The sequence below is a fragment of the Catalinimonas alkaloidigena genome (assembly GCF_900100765.1).
Taxonomy (GTDB): domain Bacteria; phylum Bacteroidota; class Bacteroidia; order Cytophagales; family Flexibacteraceae; genus Mooreia; species Mooreia alkaloidigena.
This window is the reverse complement of the sequence record NZ_FNFO01000004.1, coordinates 166,612-181,890: the sequence shown is the minus strand read 5'-3', so window position 1 is coordinate 181,890 and position 15,279 is coordinate 166,612. Positions and strand designations below refer to the sequence as shown.

Genomic DNA, 15,279 nt, shown 5'->3' with positions numbered 1-15,279 from the left:
ACGCCTATGACAACTAACTTACCAAATACCCCCATCCGCCAGCAGCCACACCAGCAGCGGCAGGTAGTCTTTCAACGCCTCGCGCAGGATGCGAAGGGCCTTGCCCATCTGATTTTCCACGGTTTTGACCGACAGTTGCAATGCGTCGGCAATTTCCTGGTACTTCTTGCCCTCGTAGCGACTCATCTCAAAAATGGCGCGGCACTTCTCCGGCAACTGGTCCATCGCCTGCTCGATCTTCTCTTTCAACTCTTCCAGTTCCAGAAAATCAAGCTCCGGCGCATGGGTCGGGCCATGCTGTACGTGCAGCGTGTATGCCTGCTTTACCTTCTCGTGTTTCAGGTGATTGAGGCACGCATTGCGCACCGCCCCAAACAGGTACGACTTGAGCGACGTGCGGATTTCCAGCGCCTCGGCCTTGATCCAGAGCGTGCTGAACAGCTCCTGCACCAGTTCCTCAGCCGTTTCGTCTTTCCCCACGTACTTCGTCGCAAACTGCACGAGTGGTCCGTAGTGCTCCCGAAAGAGCGCCTCGAACGTTTTTTCGTCGCGCAGGTCGAAGGAAGTAGTACCGGTAGGAGGCAAGGCAGCGGAATTGAGGTGCGTATGCCGTGAAGGCGAGGCAAATATATCACGAAGCAGCTATTGAACTTAGCAGAATCTGATGAAAGGGCGTTTCCTGTTTGCGTTAAAAAGCGTGGACGAAAACACTTGGACAAAAGCTGTCACCCTTGATTGTGATGCCTGATAAGCTTAGCTTGTACGGATATGCTATGGAGATCTACGATGAACCGGGTGCTGTTTCTGATTCCGATGCTAGGATTCGCTTGTGCGGGAATGGCCCAGACCACGCGCTATTTTATCTACGAATTTTTGGATTCATCGCCGGTCGAGACCCGCTACCGTCGAACTTACTTTCTGGATGAGGAGCCCGTCCGGGTAGAAAGTTATGCGTCGGATCGGCTGAGGATGGTGGCTTACGTGACGGGCACACGTAACCTGGACACGTTGGATGCTATCATCGGCTACCATGACAAGCATCACTATGCTCTTGAAATTGAACCGCATCTGGAGAACTGGCGGGTAGAATTTAAGTCCTACTACGAAGATGGTGCATTGAAAAGCCATTCGTACAGTGACCAGCAAAAGCAATGCTTTTTTCAAGTGTGGGATCAAGAGGGGCATGCTATTTTATCGAAAGGAAATGGAATCCTGACGTACGCTGATCAAAAGTCGAAAACTCAATTTTTTGAAGTATACCAGGATTCGGTGCTGGTCGAAAGCAGCTCAACTCACCGCCGTGACACCATGTATTATCTTACTGATAAGCTGGCCTACCCTGCACGAGGTAGGATACGATACCAAGAATGGCTAAGGCAAAACATATATTTTCATGAAAGCAGGGGAGAAGGGTACGCGTATGTTGAGTTTGTGATCGATGAGAGAGGCTACCCCACCGATTTTCGAACGCTCTATTCCTCAGTTGACGGCCTTGGAAAAGCGGTGATCAAAGCGTTGAAACAATCGCCCAAATGGGAGCCTTGCCAACGGAAAGGGAAGCCTGTCAAAAGCAAATTTATCTTTCCGATCAAGGTCCAGGACTGGAAAAAGGCCTTTGGTACAAGCCAGTAATAAATCTATTTTCTGGCTAGTCAAGTTGTCAATTCTTTTCTGAAGTCGTGATTCCGTTTCTAGGTGAATTTCCGCATCTTCCGGGTGTAAATCCTTGATCCCCTTGGCGTTCCCTTTTACGATTCAGGTCGGTTCCGTAGCGCTCAGTTTGCATTTGCTGTGCGAAACGCTCGCCTTTTTTCTGGGCTACCGCTACTTCCGATTCCTGCGCGGCCGACAGCCCGACCGGATCTCGGACGACAACCGCGTCTGGATTCTGATCGGGGCAGCGGGTGGAGCCTTGCTTGGCTCCCGGTTGCTCGGTGCGCTAGAAAATCCGCAACTGTTCTTCTCCGGCGCGGGCGGCTGGCTCTACTACTATTCCGCGAAAACCATCGTCGGGGGACTGTTGGGCGGCCTGTTCGGCGTGGAGGCGATCAAAAAGGCGATTGGCGAACGGCACTCGTCGGGCGATCTGTTCACGTACCCACTCCTCCTGGCGATGATCATTGGGCGGATCGGGTGCCTGACGGCGGGGGTAAGTGAACCGACCTACGGCCTGCCGACCGACCTGCCGTGGGCGATGGACCTGGGCGATATGATTCCGCGCCATCCGACGGCGCTCTACGAAATCATTTTTCTGATCGGACTATGGGGCTGGCTCCGCTGGATCGAACAACGGGTGCGGTTGCGGTCGGGGGCCCGCTTTCAACTGTTCATGGTCGCCTACCTGATCTACCGTTTCGCCATCGAATTTCTTAGACCGGGCATCGCCATGCCCGGCTTGCCCATCGGATTAGGACTCACCGCCATTCAGTGGGCCTGTCTGCTTGGCTTGGGCTACTACTACCGCGTGTTGCTCTTTCCGCAAAAGCTGACTTTGCCGCTAGGGGCGTTGAAAGAGATTGGGTAAGGAAACGGTAAATCAGAGCTAGGGTGCATTCACAACCGACCAGGCTAGCCATCATACCGGGCCTTATGGACGATTTTATTTCAACTTATCAATTTTCGTGCTTGGAGCACCCAAACGATCATGCTATCATTTCCGCCCGGTTGGGGCTAGGTGATGTTGTGTGCAGTGTTTTACAGTTTTTCAACGTCGATTTTTAAATTGCGATAAGCGATGTATTCCACCTCAATCTTTTTTAATTTTCCATTCAGTTCAGCTTGGTAAATTCCGTTTTCGTTTGAAATTAACGCTATTTTTTTAGTCGAACCGTTTTGTTCAACAGACAAAGTAAGTTTTGCATTTATCAGAGGTTCTTTTGTTTTCGAATTAAATATTTTTCCACTTATTGATTTTTTACTCAAATCGATAATGTCCATTGAGATTTCCCACATTACCACGCAGCCGTCACGTCCATCAATTCCATAATCCGGTTTTCTGTCCAAGATTAATTTATTTACAGGTCGGTTCTCAATTGTTAATTGTGAGAGTTCAGCCAAGTTTTTTGTTCCGCTACAACTCAAAATTAAAAGACTCAATATGACGATTATTTGTATTTGCATTCGGTTTCTCGACATTGCACACAACGTCCATCTATGATGAGTAGCCATTAAAAAGCACTAGCCTTTCGTCTCGCACATAGCCACGCCTTGATTTAAAATTATTATGGCGTACTTTCCAACGCCTACGACACTATGATAACCTACCCAAACCCCATTCATCATAACATTTGTTAGCCGATTCCTCTTTAGTTACAATTTCTTTAGGATTAAAAACTGCCTCATGCTATAAAAGCTATTTGATTTGAACCAGTTCAACTTTTCTGAAAGCTGGATTTGTTCCATTTCCTGCTTTATGTTGTTGATCATAAACTCTGTCACCAACGATTCTCCCTGGTTATGAGCATAAAAGAATCTAATGAAATAGTATCTTTCTTCTAGATCTTTCTCGGTGATAATTCTTTGAATCTCATCTAGCAAATTTTTTGGAAATTCAATTACTCGATCATTAACAGATTTAATAAGCAACTTACCTATATACGCTTTAAAGCTATTCCTCCCAATTTCCCATGTTTCACATTCCACATACTCCTGCGTATCATTTAATGCATCAATGATTACATGTAAAGAAGATCGACTGAAATTTTGGAGATTATTGTTTATTGACTCTTCAATGCTTTTTCCAATATCTCCAAAGCTTTCATAATACTCATTACCATCTTCCAACTTTACCTTTAAATCAAATCTTGTCTGAATGCCATTTAGATACTCGCTAACATAAACGCGCGTTTCAAATTCAACCGTCTCTCTTAAGTTGATTACTATTTTATTATTGTCATTTTTTGTGGAAACACCATGCGCCACCAACATTTCTGATACATGAGTATTGATGTTTATATACCCACGCTCATCGTTAATTTCACTAGTCTTTTGTTTCCTTTTGAAATACTTTCTTAGCATATACTGTTGTGGCTAACGGTTTGTGTGGTGCGTATCCCGCAGGGTCTGCACCATACACCTTGTTATGAGGTCGTTTTTTCTATTTTTTTATGAATCGTTTTAATCTGAACTCTCCCTTCATGATTGAGCATTGTTTCTTCGGTCAATAATCCATCGGAATCATATTTATAAGTCCTTGTATTATTTCCTGCACTGAAGCTGGTTTTTGGAGTCACAGGGTTTTTAGTGCTTATAATTTCCTTTTCAATTAACAATCCAGTTTTGTTGTATCTAAAAAGTTCAGTTTCATAAAGACCATCTCTAACTCTGTGAATCTTTATTAAGTTATTATTTGAATCATAGAAATATTCACCAACCCAAAGAGTATCTTTATTTCTAAGTATTGTTTCTGTTTTTATCAAACTGTCTGCGTATGTGTAGAAATTCCAAATCTCAAATTCTACACCTTGCATGTCTTTTCTTTTATCAGTTCTTTCTTTAACTAATCTACTGTTGGAATCATAAAACAGGGTTTGTTCGAATTTAACAGTATCTAAATCGAAAATAGAGTCCATCGTGCTGAAACAGCCAATATGATTGTTAAGTGAATCGTATATAAAAAATGTTCTTCTGCCATACTCACAATTGCGCCCCCAAGTAGTTTCAATTAACCTTCCTCTTGAATCATGGCGGAATGCCTCGCAGCCACCTTCATGAGCTATTCTTCTTATCAATTTGCCATTCTTGAAAAACTTAGCACTTTTATAATTTTCCAAATCATCAGAATAATAGCTTCTTAACTCGTAATCATAGTCGAAGTCGTAAAAACTATCCATGCGATTTCTTTCGGAGTTACATGAAATCAGAAGAAGTATTATTGATGATATTAAAATTGTCGGTCTCATTTTAATGCCCCATACGCTCTGGCTATGCACCGTGGAGTGTTTAAGCTTTTATTCTGTTTCGGTTTTCAAAGTAGCGAATTCTTCGAACTCGTGGGATAGGTAAGTAACCACAAACCTATCGTAACCCGCTGACACGAAATGGTGTCATAGGTGTCGTTAGCGATGTTTTTCACTCGTTATTCATACAAGTGTTTAGGAATATATTCTGAAATAACAGAAATAGTAATTCCTTTCTTATTTGCATAAGAACATACTCCAAGAGCTAAGAAATCGACCCAATAAGAGGAATTATCCTTCTCGCTATTTTTGATAATCCATTCGGATTTGTTGATTAAGTATTGTTCCAAGGTTTCGTTGAATGATACTTCATCTTTGGATAAAGCAAAATACCATAGTTCAATAATTGGCAGGAATTTAATTCTCTTTATTTCAGAAGCTTCTTTTGATTGGATTAATTTCGTTCCCTCGAGTGAATGAAATGCAACTAAATTGCTATTTAGAATACTATTTATATCATCAAGGATTGTTTGTTCGAAATCTTTCTTTTGAAAACACATAAGAAGTAAATCCAAGGATCGATTCCAGAATGGGTCTTTCGACTCATTTCTTACTGTAGGTATTAGTTCAAGGAGTTCATTGAAAGTGTCTTCATTCTCAATGATTAACGAAATACTTATCAATTCAAATAGATCGTTAGGAGATATAGGGCGATCATTATTGATTGATTCAACACTATATTCAATATCTGATATAAAGATTTTTATTCGATCTTCCTTGGAGTATAGTTGTTTTAGGTAGCTAGTTCCAGACTCAACGAAAGTGGATAGCGAACTTTTAATATAGTCATTTTGGTCAGAAAGAATAGAGTAGATCGAAAGTCTGAGAGCAATGTCTTTAAACCACCATAGTCCACCACTCTTTCCTTCTTTGAGTTTAGAGGTGACAAGACTTGTAAACTTGTTGAATTTCGGTAAAGCTGAATTAAATTCATTTAAAGGATTACGGTCAATTTTATGCCTCTTTATCATCGGTTGATTTTTAAAAATATTACCGCTAATTTATGTGCAACGCACAGGTGTGTTATTTCCTTATTGGCCTTCCGTCTCGCCAGAATCGGTATGCGTCGCAGTAGAGGTGTAGTTACGCATACACAGATCCTAATGCCTCTCGTTAGGCAAAGTGCGGTCCGTCAGGGGTTGAATATAACTTGAATTTGCCCTATCTCCCAACAAGTAGGGAGCTTGGCCCATCCGGCTCTACGGAAAAGGGCTTACCCTACGAAGGATAAGCCCCGAAACTAGGCTAAGTTGGTCCGCCAGGGATCATTTACTTGCGGTTGTTTACCACAAGCAAGGGCGAATCAATTCTCCGACTGCGCCTGAGCGGTGAGGAAGCGGTTGACTTCCAGCCAGTGCATGAACGCCTCAAACCAGCGATTGCTGGTGCGGTCGGGATTGCCGAGGCCGAACCCGTGGCCGCCGTTCTGGTACAGGTGAAACTCGACCGGGATGCCCGCCTGGTACCAGGACTCGATGACGCCGAACTGACCACGGAACAGGAAATCGTCGGTGGCGATCGCACTGAACATGGGCGGCGCGTCCTTCGGCACGTCGACCGGACCCATCCCGCCGTAGATCGGCCCGATGAAGGCCAGCTTCATGGTTTTGGAGTTGAGCGTCGAATGCATCGTGAGGCCCGCTCCGGCCGAGAAGCCGATCATGCCGATGCGGTCGGTGTCGACGCCCCACTCTTTAGCCCGTTTGATGATCATCGCGTAGGCAGCTTCGGCGTCTTCAAGCTGGTTAGACAGGTCCAGGGGCGGTGGGCTCGGCGGCGTTTCCGGTTTCGACGCGTCGGTAGAGGCGGTGGGGGCCGGGCGGGGGCGATTCATCCAGGCCGAGAAGTCTTCGAGCGATTCGTCAGTTGGGTGGAGGCGGTACTTGAGCACAAAGGCGGCGATGCCTTGCTTGGCCAGGGCCTCCGCCACTTCCCAGCCTTCGTTGCCCATCGAGAGCCACCGGAACCCACCGCCGGGGGCCACGATCACGGCCGCGCCGTTCGCTTTGCCCGGTTCGGGCAGAAACGGCGTCAGGGTTGCCTGGGTGATGTTCCGCGCCATCGGGTCGCCCCACTGGCGGAACCAGGTTTCAGAAGAGGGCTGGTCGTCGACGCCGCCCGTGTTGAGGGGAATGGCGTTCGGCTCGGCCGGAGCTTCGAGCGGATAAATGGTGCCGTCTTGCGCCATAGCGGCGGTCGCGAAGAGGAGAGAGGCGGCCAGCAGGGCCGTTGTCGCCAGGTTTGGTAGGGGAGTAGGCATGATGGATGAGGTGATGGACAGGTAAGAGACTACATTCAAGAAAACCTGATACCAGTAAGAGAGATCCCTCCTTCATTAGTTACTATTGTATTCCAAAATAAAGTGCTCCTCACTCCGCGATGCTGTTAAACCGTACCATCGCGATGCTGTTAAACCGTACCATTATGTATGGTCGCGTGTTACTCTTTCAGTAAAGTTAGCTCTATAGCAAGAGGCGTTGAAGGAGATATTATCTTATATGGGATAAAAGAGAAGCGCGTGCAGATTTATCAATGGAACATCCAAATCCAAATAGAACAACAGTACGATTACAAGGTATAATTGTTCTTTACTTCCTGCTTCACTTGGCGCTGACACTTTTCAGACCCTTTGTTGAGATATCTTCTTTTTATCAGTTCCTCTTAATGGGTGTGAGTGTATTAATAGGTTTGATCTTGTTAATAACGGTAGCGGTCGCATATCATAAAAAGCGAATGACTTTGAAGCAGTTTTTGATTTTTGAGTTGATGTTACTGGTGATAATTGCCTTTCCATACCTATTATTAATTCTAATGGTAAGTAATTTGCATTAGTCTTTAACTCATAAAGCCTAGAGCACTTTTACAATCGCCGGTGCCCTCTTCTTCCTCTTTCGTTATGGCCGTTAAACCGTATACCTACTTTGACTTTACGCTGAGCCTGTGTCCGACGTGCCTGCGGCGGGTCGATGCCAAGATCGTCATTCAGGACGGGAAAGTTTTTCTGCGAAAGACCTGCGCCGACCACGGCTACTTCAACGTGTTGATCGCTTCCGACGCGGAGTACTACCGGAAGCAGCGGCTCTACAACAAGCCGTCGGAAAGCGGGCTGCGCCACAACACGGAGGTGCACTACGGCTGTCCGTACGACTGTGGCCTCTGTGCCGACCACGAACAGCACTCGTGCCTGACGCTGCTGGAGGTAACCGACCGCTGCAACCTGACCTGCCCGACCTGTTATGCGGAGTCATCGCCGACGTTCGGGCGGCACCGGACGCTGGCCGAGATCGAAGCGATGCTGGATGCCATTGTGGCGAACGAGGGCGAACCCGACGTGGTGCAGATCAGCGGTGGCGAGCCGACCATCCATCCGCAATTCTGGGAGATTATGGATCTGGTGAAAACGAAGCCGATCCGCCACGTGATGCTGAACACGAACGGCGTCCGCATCGCGCGGGATTTCGCCTTTGCCGAGCGGCTGGCCACCTACACACCGAAGTTCGAAATTTACCTCCAGTTCGATTCGTTCCGCCCCGAGGTGCTGCGGACCCTGCGCGGGAAGGATCTGTTGGATGTGCGGATGAAAGCGCTGGAGCACCTCAACCGCCTGAACCTGTCGACGACGCTGGTCGTCACGCTGCGGAAAGGGCTGAACGACGACGAGATCGGTGCCATCGTGGACTTTGCGCTGAAGCAAAAATGTGTGCGGGGCGTGACCCTCCAACCGACGCAATACGCCGGGCGCGTGGAAGATTCGGACCCGACGGTAGATCGCCTGACGCTGACGGAAGTGCGGCAACAGCTGATCGACCAGACGGGGCTGTTTACGCCGAACGACGTGGTGCCCGTGCCCTGCAACCCGGATGCACTGGCGATGGCCTACGCGCTGAAACTCGACGATCAGGTCTTTCCGCTGACGCGCTACGTCGATCCGCAGCTTCTGCTGGAAAGTGGCCGCAACACCATCGTCTACGAACAGGACCCCGAGCTGCACGCGCGCGTCCTCCGCATCTTCAGCACGGGCAGCCCGGTCGACGGCCTCGCCGACGATTTCGAGTCGCTGCTGTGCTGCCTCCCGCTGGTGCAGGCGCCGGGCCTGAGTTACAGCAACTTGTTCCGCGTCATCATCATGCAGTTCATGGACGCGTGGGATTTCGACGTGCGGGCCATCAAAAAGTCGTGCGTCCACATCGCCCATCCCGATGGGCGGATTATCCCCTTCGAAACGATGAACCTCTTCTACCGCAACGACCGCGCGCAAGTCCTGGCCACCTCCCGCCAACCGGTGATGCGGGTATGAAGATGCGTAATGCGGGCGAATCGGCGGGCTGGGGATTGATTCTGGTCGTGGTGTATGCGCTTGTCAGCGGAGGAATGTCATTCCTGAAAAGAGAAGGGATGCGGGGAGCGATAATTTGGTTCACGAACCTCTTGATCCTGCATACGCTTATTTGTGTCGTGGTGAGCGTCATCAGCTTTGCCATTGGAAAGAACCAAATTGGAAAAGACTGGCTCCTGCATACGCTTGTGGGTGGCTCGGTTTGTCTGGGAAGCACACAACTATAACCGCAAGGCTACTTTTGCGATGCTGAAGAGTAGTTTCAAGATCTCTCCCGGTGGTCGAGATGACAAAATAGAGGCTGTCATCTCGAACGCTCGTGAGAGATCTTTTTTCATCATTCCATAAAAGAGTCTTAGGTGATGAAGAAAGCGGGTCGGTATACCGGATACAGTCTGCTGATGCTGTTGGGGTACATGTTTGTCGGCTTCGCACTGACGGGCGGCTCACCAACGGGAGCCGTGTTGGTAGGAGGGGCGCTGACGATCGTGCATGCCGTCTTCGGATTCCTGACTTCGCTCGGCTACTTTGCGCAGAAGAAGCCTGACCAAGGAAAAGCGATGTTGCTCAGCACGTTGGTGATGCTTGTGATCGGCGTTTCTTTGTGCCTGGGTGGCGGCACGTTAGGGTAGCGTATTCCAACTCCTCTCACAACGTTGTGCGGGGCAAAGCGTCAAAAGAACATATCTCCAAACAACCGCTTGCTTTTTTGCGTTACCGGAATGGATCTTGTAGCTCATTTGATTGGTTCGACCTTGTATGAAAAGAGCGGCCCGTTTTAGTGGCATCAGCCTGTTGGCCATGTTCCTGTGGGGGGGCATCGTGTACCTGAGTTCGGGCAGCATTCCCGATGCGGCGGCGGGCATCGGCATCTTCGTGGTACTTTTTACGTTGGGCGGGCTGATTGCCTCGCTGATTTTGTTCAGCCTGAAACGCCGGGAGTCGGCCCGGGCCATGCTGCTCAGCATGCTGGTGGTGCTGATCGTGGGCTTTTCCGTGTGCCTGGGCGGCCTCAGTTTGTGACCGGCGTCGGTCCTATTTTTTCGGGCCGTGCGGGATGCGTATGTTTGCCCGTTCAAATGACCCCGCTTGCCCATGATCCTCTCCGGTAAGGAAATTCAGAAACGCCTCGATCGCGACATTTTCATCGATCCCTACAGCCCGGCCCAGCTCAACCCCAACAGCTACAACCTGCGGCTGCATCATAAAATGCTGGTGTACGAACGCGGTGTGCTCGACATGAAAAAGCCCAACCGGGCGCAGGAAATCACCATTCCCGAAGAAGGCCTCGAACTGGAGATGAACCGGTTGTACCTGGGGCGCACCATCGAACACACCCGGACCGAAGGGCTGGTGCCCATGTTGGAAGGGCGTTCGTCGGTCGGGCGGCTGGGGCTGTTTGTGCACGTCACGGCCGGCTTCGGCGACGTGGGCTTCTCCGGGTTCTGGACCCTCGAAATCTTCTGTGTGCAGCCGATTCGCATCTACGCGGGCATCGAAATCTGCCAGATCTATTACCACACCCTGGAGGGCGACTGGGATAGTTACAAAAGCGGAAAATACCAGAACAACGAGGGTATTCAACCCAGCCTGCTCTACAAAGACTTCGAAGGGAAGTAGACCGGTAGAATGGGTTGTGAGATAAATCGTATCTTACGGTCGATGCAACGGCATCGGAGTGCGTCGACGTAGCTCCGAATAGGTTTCGACGCGCCGGAACCCCGGTGACCCCGGCGGTTCTTCGCGGGCTGGCAGAATAATGATCGTTTGTTGCAGCGCAGGGTTCGTATCGCGCCGCCAAATCGCTATCTTTCTGACTAGGGTGCACACGCCATCGGGGCGTTGCCATGCTACCGGCATGCCGGGATCAGGTCGGATTTGTTTCTGTCTGTGCGGTTTTGCATCAAGCCACCAAACCCAAGTTCTGCTTCTCATGGATTCGTTGGAAAAAAAGTCAGAGACCGATCCCAATGCATTAGCGCAGAAAGTGCAGGCACTCACCGAAGCGCTGGCACAGGCCGAAGAGCAGCGCCTGCTGCTGGCGAAAGTTACCAACGACGTGCTGTGGGAGTGGGACCTGGACACCGATCTGGTGACGTGGAACGAGCACATCCGTACGCATTTCGGCTATCCGTGGGAGGTGGTGGGCACACGCCTGGATGCCTGGGCCGATTGCATCCATCCGGACGATCACGAACGCCTGGTGGGCAGCATCTATGCCGCGCTGGAACGCGGCGAAGAGCGCTGGGAAGGCAGCTACCGCTTTCGCCGTGCCGATGGTGCCTACGTGTTTGTGCAGGACCGGGGCTATATCGTTCGGAATGCGGCGGGAAAAGCCGTTCGGATGCTGGGTTCCATGCGCGACGTCAGCCAGGAACAAAAGTCGCGCCTGACGATTACGGCCGTGCTGGAAGAATACCAGTTTATGGCCGATCACATGCCACAGATGGTCTGGCGTACCTTGCCGAATGGCGACCACGATTATTTCAACCAGCGCTGGTACGAATACACGGGCCTGACTTACGAGCAATCGATGAAGGAAGGCTGGTCGCTCGTGCTCCATCCCGACGACTACGAGCGGACCCTGCACGTCTGGCACCATTCGCTACGCACCGGCGACCTGTATCAGATCGAGTACCGTTTTAAGCGTGCCGACGGCACCTACCGTTGGTTTCTGGGGCGGGCACTTCCTTTACGCGACCACGCGGGGCGCATTGTGAAGTGGTTTGGGACCTGCACCGACATCGAAGACCAGCGGCGCGCCAGCGAAGCGCTGCAACTGAGCCAGCAGCGGGAACGCGAAGCCCTCGCCGTCGCCGAAGCCGAAAAGCAGAAGCTACACAACCTGATTGCCGTCGCCCCGGTCGGCATGGCCCTGTTGCGTGGCAAGGAGCTGGTCTTCGACATGGCGAACGATTCGTTCCTGCAGATCTTCGGGCGCTCGCGCGACATCCTGGGGCAGCCGGGGCGGGACGCTTTTCCCGAAATCAGCGGGCAGGGCATCTTGCAGACGCTCGAACGGGTTTTTGTCAGCGGGCGGGCGCAAACGGGGCGCGAGTTCAAAGCCCTGATCGACACCAAAGGCACCGGCGAACCGGAAGAGAGTTACTACGATTTTGTGTTTCAGCCCTTGCGCAACGCCGCCGGTGCGGTCGAAACGGTCCTCATTACCGCGTTGAACGTTTCGCAGCAGGTCCGGGCGCGTAAGGCCATCGAGTCGAGCGAGCAGCACCTCCGTAGCGTATTCAATTCCATGTCGCAGATCGCCTGGACCGCCTCTGCCGGGCAGGACGGCATCACGTTTTTCAACGAGCGCTGGTATCAGTACACCGGCCTGAGCGAAGCCGAGAGCCTGGGCATGGGGTGGATGAGCGTACTGCATCCCGAAGATGTTTCCATGATTCAGGTGCGCCGGACGAGCGGACGCCTGGACGGTACGCCCTACGAGATGGAAAACCGCTACCGTCGCCACGACGGCGCATACCGCTGGCATTTGTCGCGGGTAGTGCCCAACCGCAACGACGAAGGCAAGGTCGAGTTCTGGGTAGGTACGGCCACCGACATCCACGAGCAGAAAATGCTGGCGCGGGCGCTGGCCGAAAACGAAGCCCGCCTGAAAGCCATGTTCGAACAGACCGTCACGGGCATCCTCCTGCTGGACTTCAACATGCGCATCCTTGACGCCAACGAACGGTTCTGTCAGATTGCGGCCCGCCCGCTGGACGAGCTGCGGACCTGTTCCTGGCAAGACATTTCGCACCGGAGCGACCTGATTCGTAACATGGACCTTTTCCGGAAGCTCTCGCAAACCGGAGAAGCCTTTATTGCTGAGCAACGCTGCATACGCCCCGGGGGCGAGGAGGTCTGGATTTCGAACAACGTCTCCATCCTGAAGAAGAAGGACGGTGTGCCCAGAAGCTTTATGTGTGTGTGTCAGGACATTACGGCGCAAAAACGGCTCGAACAGGCCCGGCAGCAGCTTTCGCAGGAACTGGCCTCCGCCACCGAAGAAGTTTACGAAAGTAACCGCGAGCTGAGCCAGACCAACGCGCAACTGGTGCGCATCAACGCCGATCTGGACAATTTTATTTATGCCGCCTCGCACGACCTGAAAGCGCCGATCAACAACATCGAGGGGCTGATGCGCTCGCTGATCCACCGGCTGTCGCCAGAGATTCTGGGTACGGCGCGCGTGGCGCAGATCCTCAGTGCCATTGGTTTGTCGATCGAACGCTTCAAACGTACCGTGACCGACCTGACGGAAGTCGCCAAGCTGCAAAAGAACGAGGAAGTCAACAGCCAGATCGACCTGGCGTCGCTGATCGAAGAGGTGCGCCTCGACCTGGCCCATGCCCTCGAAGACGCACCAGGGACACTGGAGGTGGACGTAGCCGCGTGCGAGGCTCTTTACTTTTCTCGGAAAAACCTGAAGAGCATTGTCTACAACCTGCTGTCGAATGCCATCAAGTACCGTTCACCGGAACGCCCAGTGCACATTCTGGTGAAGAGCTGGCAGGAAGAGAAGCACGCCGTTTTGTCGGTTACCGACAACGGGTTGGGCATGGACGATACGCAGGAACAGAAAATCTTCGGGATGTTCAAGCGGCTGCACAGCCACGTCGAAGGCTCGGGCGTCGGGCTGTACATCGTGAAAAAAATTATGGAAAACGCCGAGGGGTGGATCGAAGTGTCCAGCGAAGTCGGGGTAGGCACCACCTTCCGGGTGTATTTTAAGCAATGACCGGCGTCCTCGTGCCGTTCCCTGCAAAATCCATTACTTTTAGCGGAACGGTTTAGTCAAGCATACGCGCAAATGATGTCGCTCTTTCGGAGGAGGCGTACCGCCCGTCCCACTTTTTTCTACGGTGCAACCCTAACGCTGCTGGTGCTGGCGGGGTGCCAGTCGGCTGAGGAGTCGGCGGCCGCCCGGTCGCAACGGGTCGCGGCCGATACCATCACCTGCACGAGCAACCTGCCCAGCCGTTTTGCTACGACCCCCGTCGCGAGTCCTATCGGTACCGACGCCCAAGTGGCCGCTTCTGCCGAAGGCATGGTGCTGATTCCGGGCGGAACGTTTGCCATGGGAGCCGACAACAACCAGGCCCGTCCCGACGAATTTCCTAAGCATTCGGTGGCCGTAGATTCGTTTTGGATGGACGTGACCGAAGTCACCAACGCCCAGTTCCGTGCTTTTGTGGAAGCCACCGACTACGTCACCACCGCCGAACGCAAACCCGACTGGGAGGAGCTCCGGAAGCAGTTGCCGCCCGGCACGCCCAAGCCGCCCGATAGTGTGCTGGTCGCCAGTTCATTGGTCTTCACCGCCCCGACACATCCTGTGAGTCTCAACAACTATGCACAGTGGTGGCAGTGGCAGCCCGGTGCCGACTGGCAACATCCTGAAGGGCCGGGCAGCAGCATCGCAGGCAAAGACGACTACCCGGTCGTACACGTCTCGTGGGACGATGCCCAGGCTTACGCGCGGTGGGCGGGCAAACGTCTGCCGACCGAAGCCGAGTGGGAGTGGGCCGCCCGCGGCGGATTGGAGGGCGCCGTTTATCCCTGGGGAAACGAGCATGTGGAGGCCGGTGTGTCCAAAGCCAACACCTGGCAAGGGCGCTTCCCCGATCAGAATACCGAAAAGGATGGATTCTACACGGCCGCCCCGGTCAGGTCGTTTGCGCCCAATGGGTACGGCCTCTACGATATGGCCGGAAACGTTTGGGAGTGGTGCCAGGATTTTTATCGGCCCGACTATTACCAAACGCTTCAGCAACGGGGCACGGTGCACAATCCGCAGGGGCCCGCCCAGAGTTACGACCCACAGGAGCCGACCGTTCCGAAGCGCGTCCAGCGTGGCGGCTCGTTCCTCTGCCACGACTCCTACTGCAGTTCGTACCGCGCGTCGGCCCGCATGAAATCCAGCCCCGATACCGGGCTGTCGCATGCCGGTTTCCGGTGTGTTCGCGACAACTAAGAGTGCGC

15 protein-coding genes are annotated in these 15,279 nt (G+C 52.0%); 9 read left to right on the top strand and 6 right to left on the bottom strand.

Annotated elements, in window-relative coordinates; genetic code table 11:
- Positions 1–18 precede the first annotated feature (18 nt).
- Positions 19–585: an RNA polymerase sigma-70 factor gene (locus BLR44_RS11665; RefSeq protein WP_089681994.1), complete on the bottom strand. Its 567-nt coding sequence runs from the start codon at positions 583–585 to the stop codon at positions 19–21.
- Positions 586–786: 201 nt separating this feature from the next.
- Here BLR44_RS11665 and BLR44_RS11660 point away from each other — a divergent pair, with 201 nt between their 5' ends.
- Together BLR44_RS11660 and BLR44_RS11655 are read left to right on the top strand one after the other, a co-directional pair.
- The gene (locus tag BLR44_RS11660; RefSeq protein ID WP_218127055.1) at positions 787–1,632 is read left to right on the top strand and encodes an energy transducer TonB; all 846 of its coding nucleotides are present in this window, start codon (positions 787–789) and stop codon (positions 1,630–1,632) included.
- Positions 1,633–1,735: 103 nt separating this feature from the next.
- The gene (locus tag BLR44_RS11655) at positions 1,736–2,524 is read left to right on the top strand and encodes a prolipoprotein diacylglyceryl transferase (protein ID WP_089681990.1); all 789 of its coding nucleotides are present in this window, start codon (positions 1,736–1,738) and stop codon (positions 2,522–2,524) included.
- A gap of 170 nt (positions 2,525–2,694) precedes the next feature.
- On the opposite strand, the gene BLR44_RS11650 is transcribed toward BLR44_RS11655, so the two are convergent.
- The 5 genes from BLR44_RS11650 to BLR44_RS11630 form a co-directional block, all read right to left on the bottom strand.
- Entirely contained in the window at positions 2,695–3,057 is a 363-nt protein-coding gene (locus tag BLR44_RS11650) for a carboxypeptidase-like regulatory domain-containing protein (RefSeq protein WP_143017246.1), read from the bottom strand.
- A gap of 252 nt (positions 3,058–3,309) precedes the next feature.
- Entirely contained in the window at positions 3,310–4,017 is a 708-nt protein-coding gene (locus tag BLR44_RS11645; RefSeq protein ID WP_089681986.1) for a DUF6348 family protein, read from the bottom strand.
- Between the two features lie 62 nt (positions 4,018–4,079).
- Positions 4,080–4,832, bottom strand: a complete 753-nt coding sequence (locus BLR44_RS11640; RefSeq protein WP_089681984.1) for a hypothetical protein — start codon at positions 4,830–4,832, stop codon at positions 4,080–4,082.
- A gap of 245 nt (positions 4,833–5,077) precedes the next feature.
- Positions 5,078–5,929, bottom strand: a complete 852-nt coding sequence (locus BLR44_RS11635; RefSeq protein WP_089681982.1) for an Imm49 family immunity protein — start codon at positions 5,927–5,929, stop codon at positions 5,078–5,080.
- Positions 5,930–6,261: 332 nt separating this feature from the next.
- Positions 6,262–7,218 carry an alpha/beta hydrolase gene (locus tag BLR44_RS11630; protein ID WP_089681980.1) on the bottom strand — a complete coding sequence of 319 codons (957 nt, stop codon included), beginning with the start codon at positions 7,216–7,218 and terminating at the stop codon, positions 6,262–6,264.
- A 636-nt stretch (positions 7,219–7,854) separates the two neighbouring features.
- Here BLR44_RS11630 and BLR44_RS11620 point away from each other — a divergent pair.
- From BLR44_RS11620 to BLR44_RS11590, 7 genes are all read left to right on the top strand, one after another.
- Positions 7,855–9,255 carry a radical SAM protein gene (locus BLR44_RS11620; RefSeq protein WP_089681977.1) on the top strand — a complete coding sequence of 467 codons (1,401 nt, stop codon included), beginning with the start codon at positions 7,855–7,857 and terminating at the stop codon, positions 9,253–9,255.
- Entirely contained in the window at positions 9,252–9,521 is a 270-nt protein-coding gene (locus BLR44_RS11615) for a hypothetical protein (RefSeq protein WP_089681975.1), read from the top strand. The genes BLR44_RS11620 and BLR44_RS11615 overlap by 4 nt, the downstream gene beginning before the upstream one ends.
- 135 nt (positions 9,522–9,656) lie before the next feature.
- Positions 9,657–9,926, top strand: a complete 270-nt coding sequence (locus BLR44_RS11610) for a hypothetical protein (protein ID WP_089681972.1) — start codon at positions 9,657–9,659, stop codon at positions 9,924–9,926.
- A 127-nt stretch (positions 9,927–10,053) separates the two neighbouring features.
- Positions 10,054–10,317: a hypothetical protein gene (locus BLR44_RS11605; RefSeq protein WP_143017244.1), complete on the top strand. Its 264-nt coding sequence runs from the start codon at positions 10,054–10,056 to the stop codon at positions 10,315–10,317.
- Positions 10,318–10,389: 72 nt separating this feature from the next.
- On the top strand, positions 10,390–10,914 hold the full coding sequence (gene dcd / locus BLR44_RS11600; RefSeq protein WP_089681968.1) for a dCTP deaminase: 525 nt from the start codon (positions 10,390–10,392) through the stop codon (positions 10,912–10,914).
- A gap of 313 nt (positions 10,915–11,227) precedes the next feature.
- Positions 11,228–14,035 carry a PAS domain-containing sensor histidine kinase gene (locus BLR44_RS11595; protein WP_176956005.1) on the top strand — a complete coding sequence of 936 codons (2,808 nt, stop codon included), beginning with the start codon at positions 11,228–11,230 and terminating at the stop codon, positions 14,033–14,035.
- A 72-nt stretch (positions 14,036–14,107) separates the two neighbouring features.
- On the top strand, positions 14,108–15,271 hold the full coding sequence (locus BLR44_RS11590; RefSeq protein ID WP_245706037.1) for a formylglycine-generating enzyme family protein: 1,164 nt from the start codon (positions 14,108–14,110) through the stop codon (positions 15,269–15,271).
- Positions 15,272–15,279 lie beyond the last annotated feature (8 nt).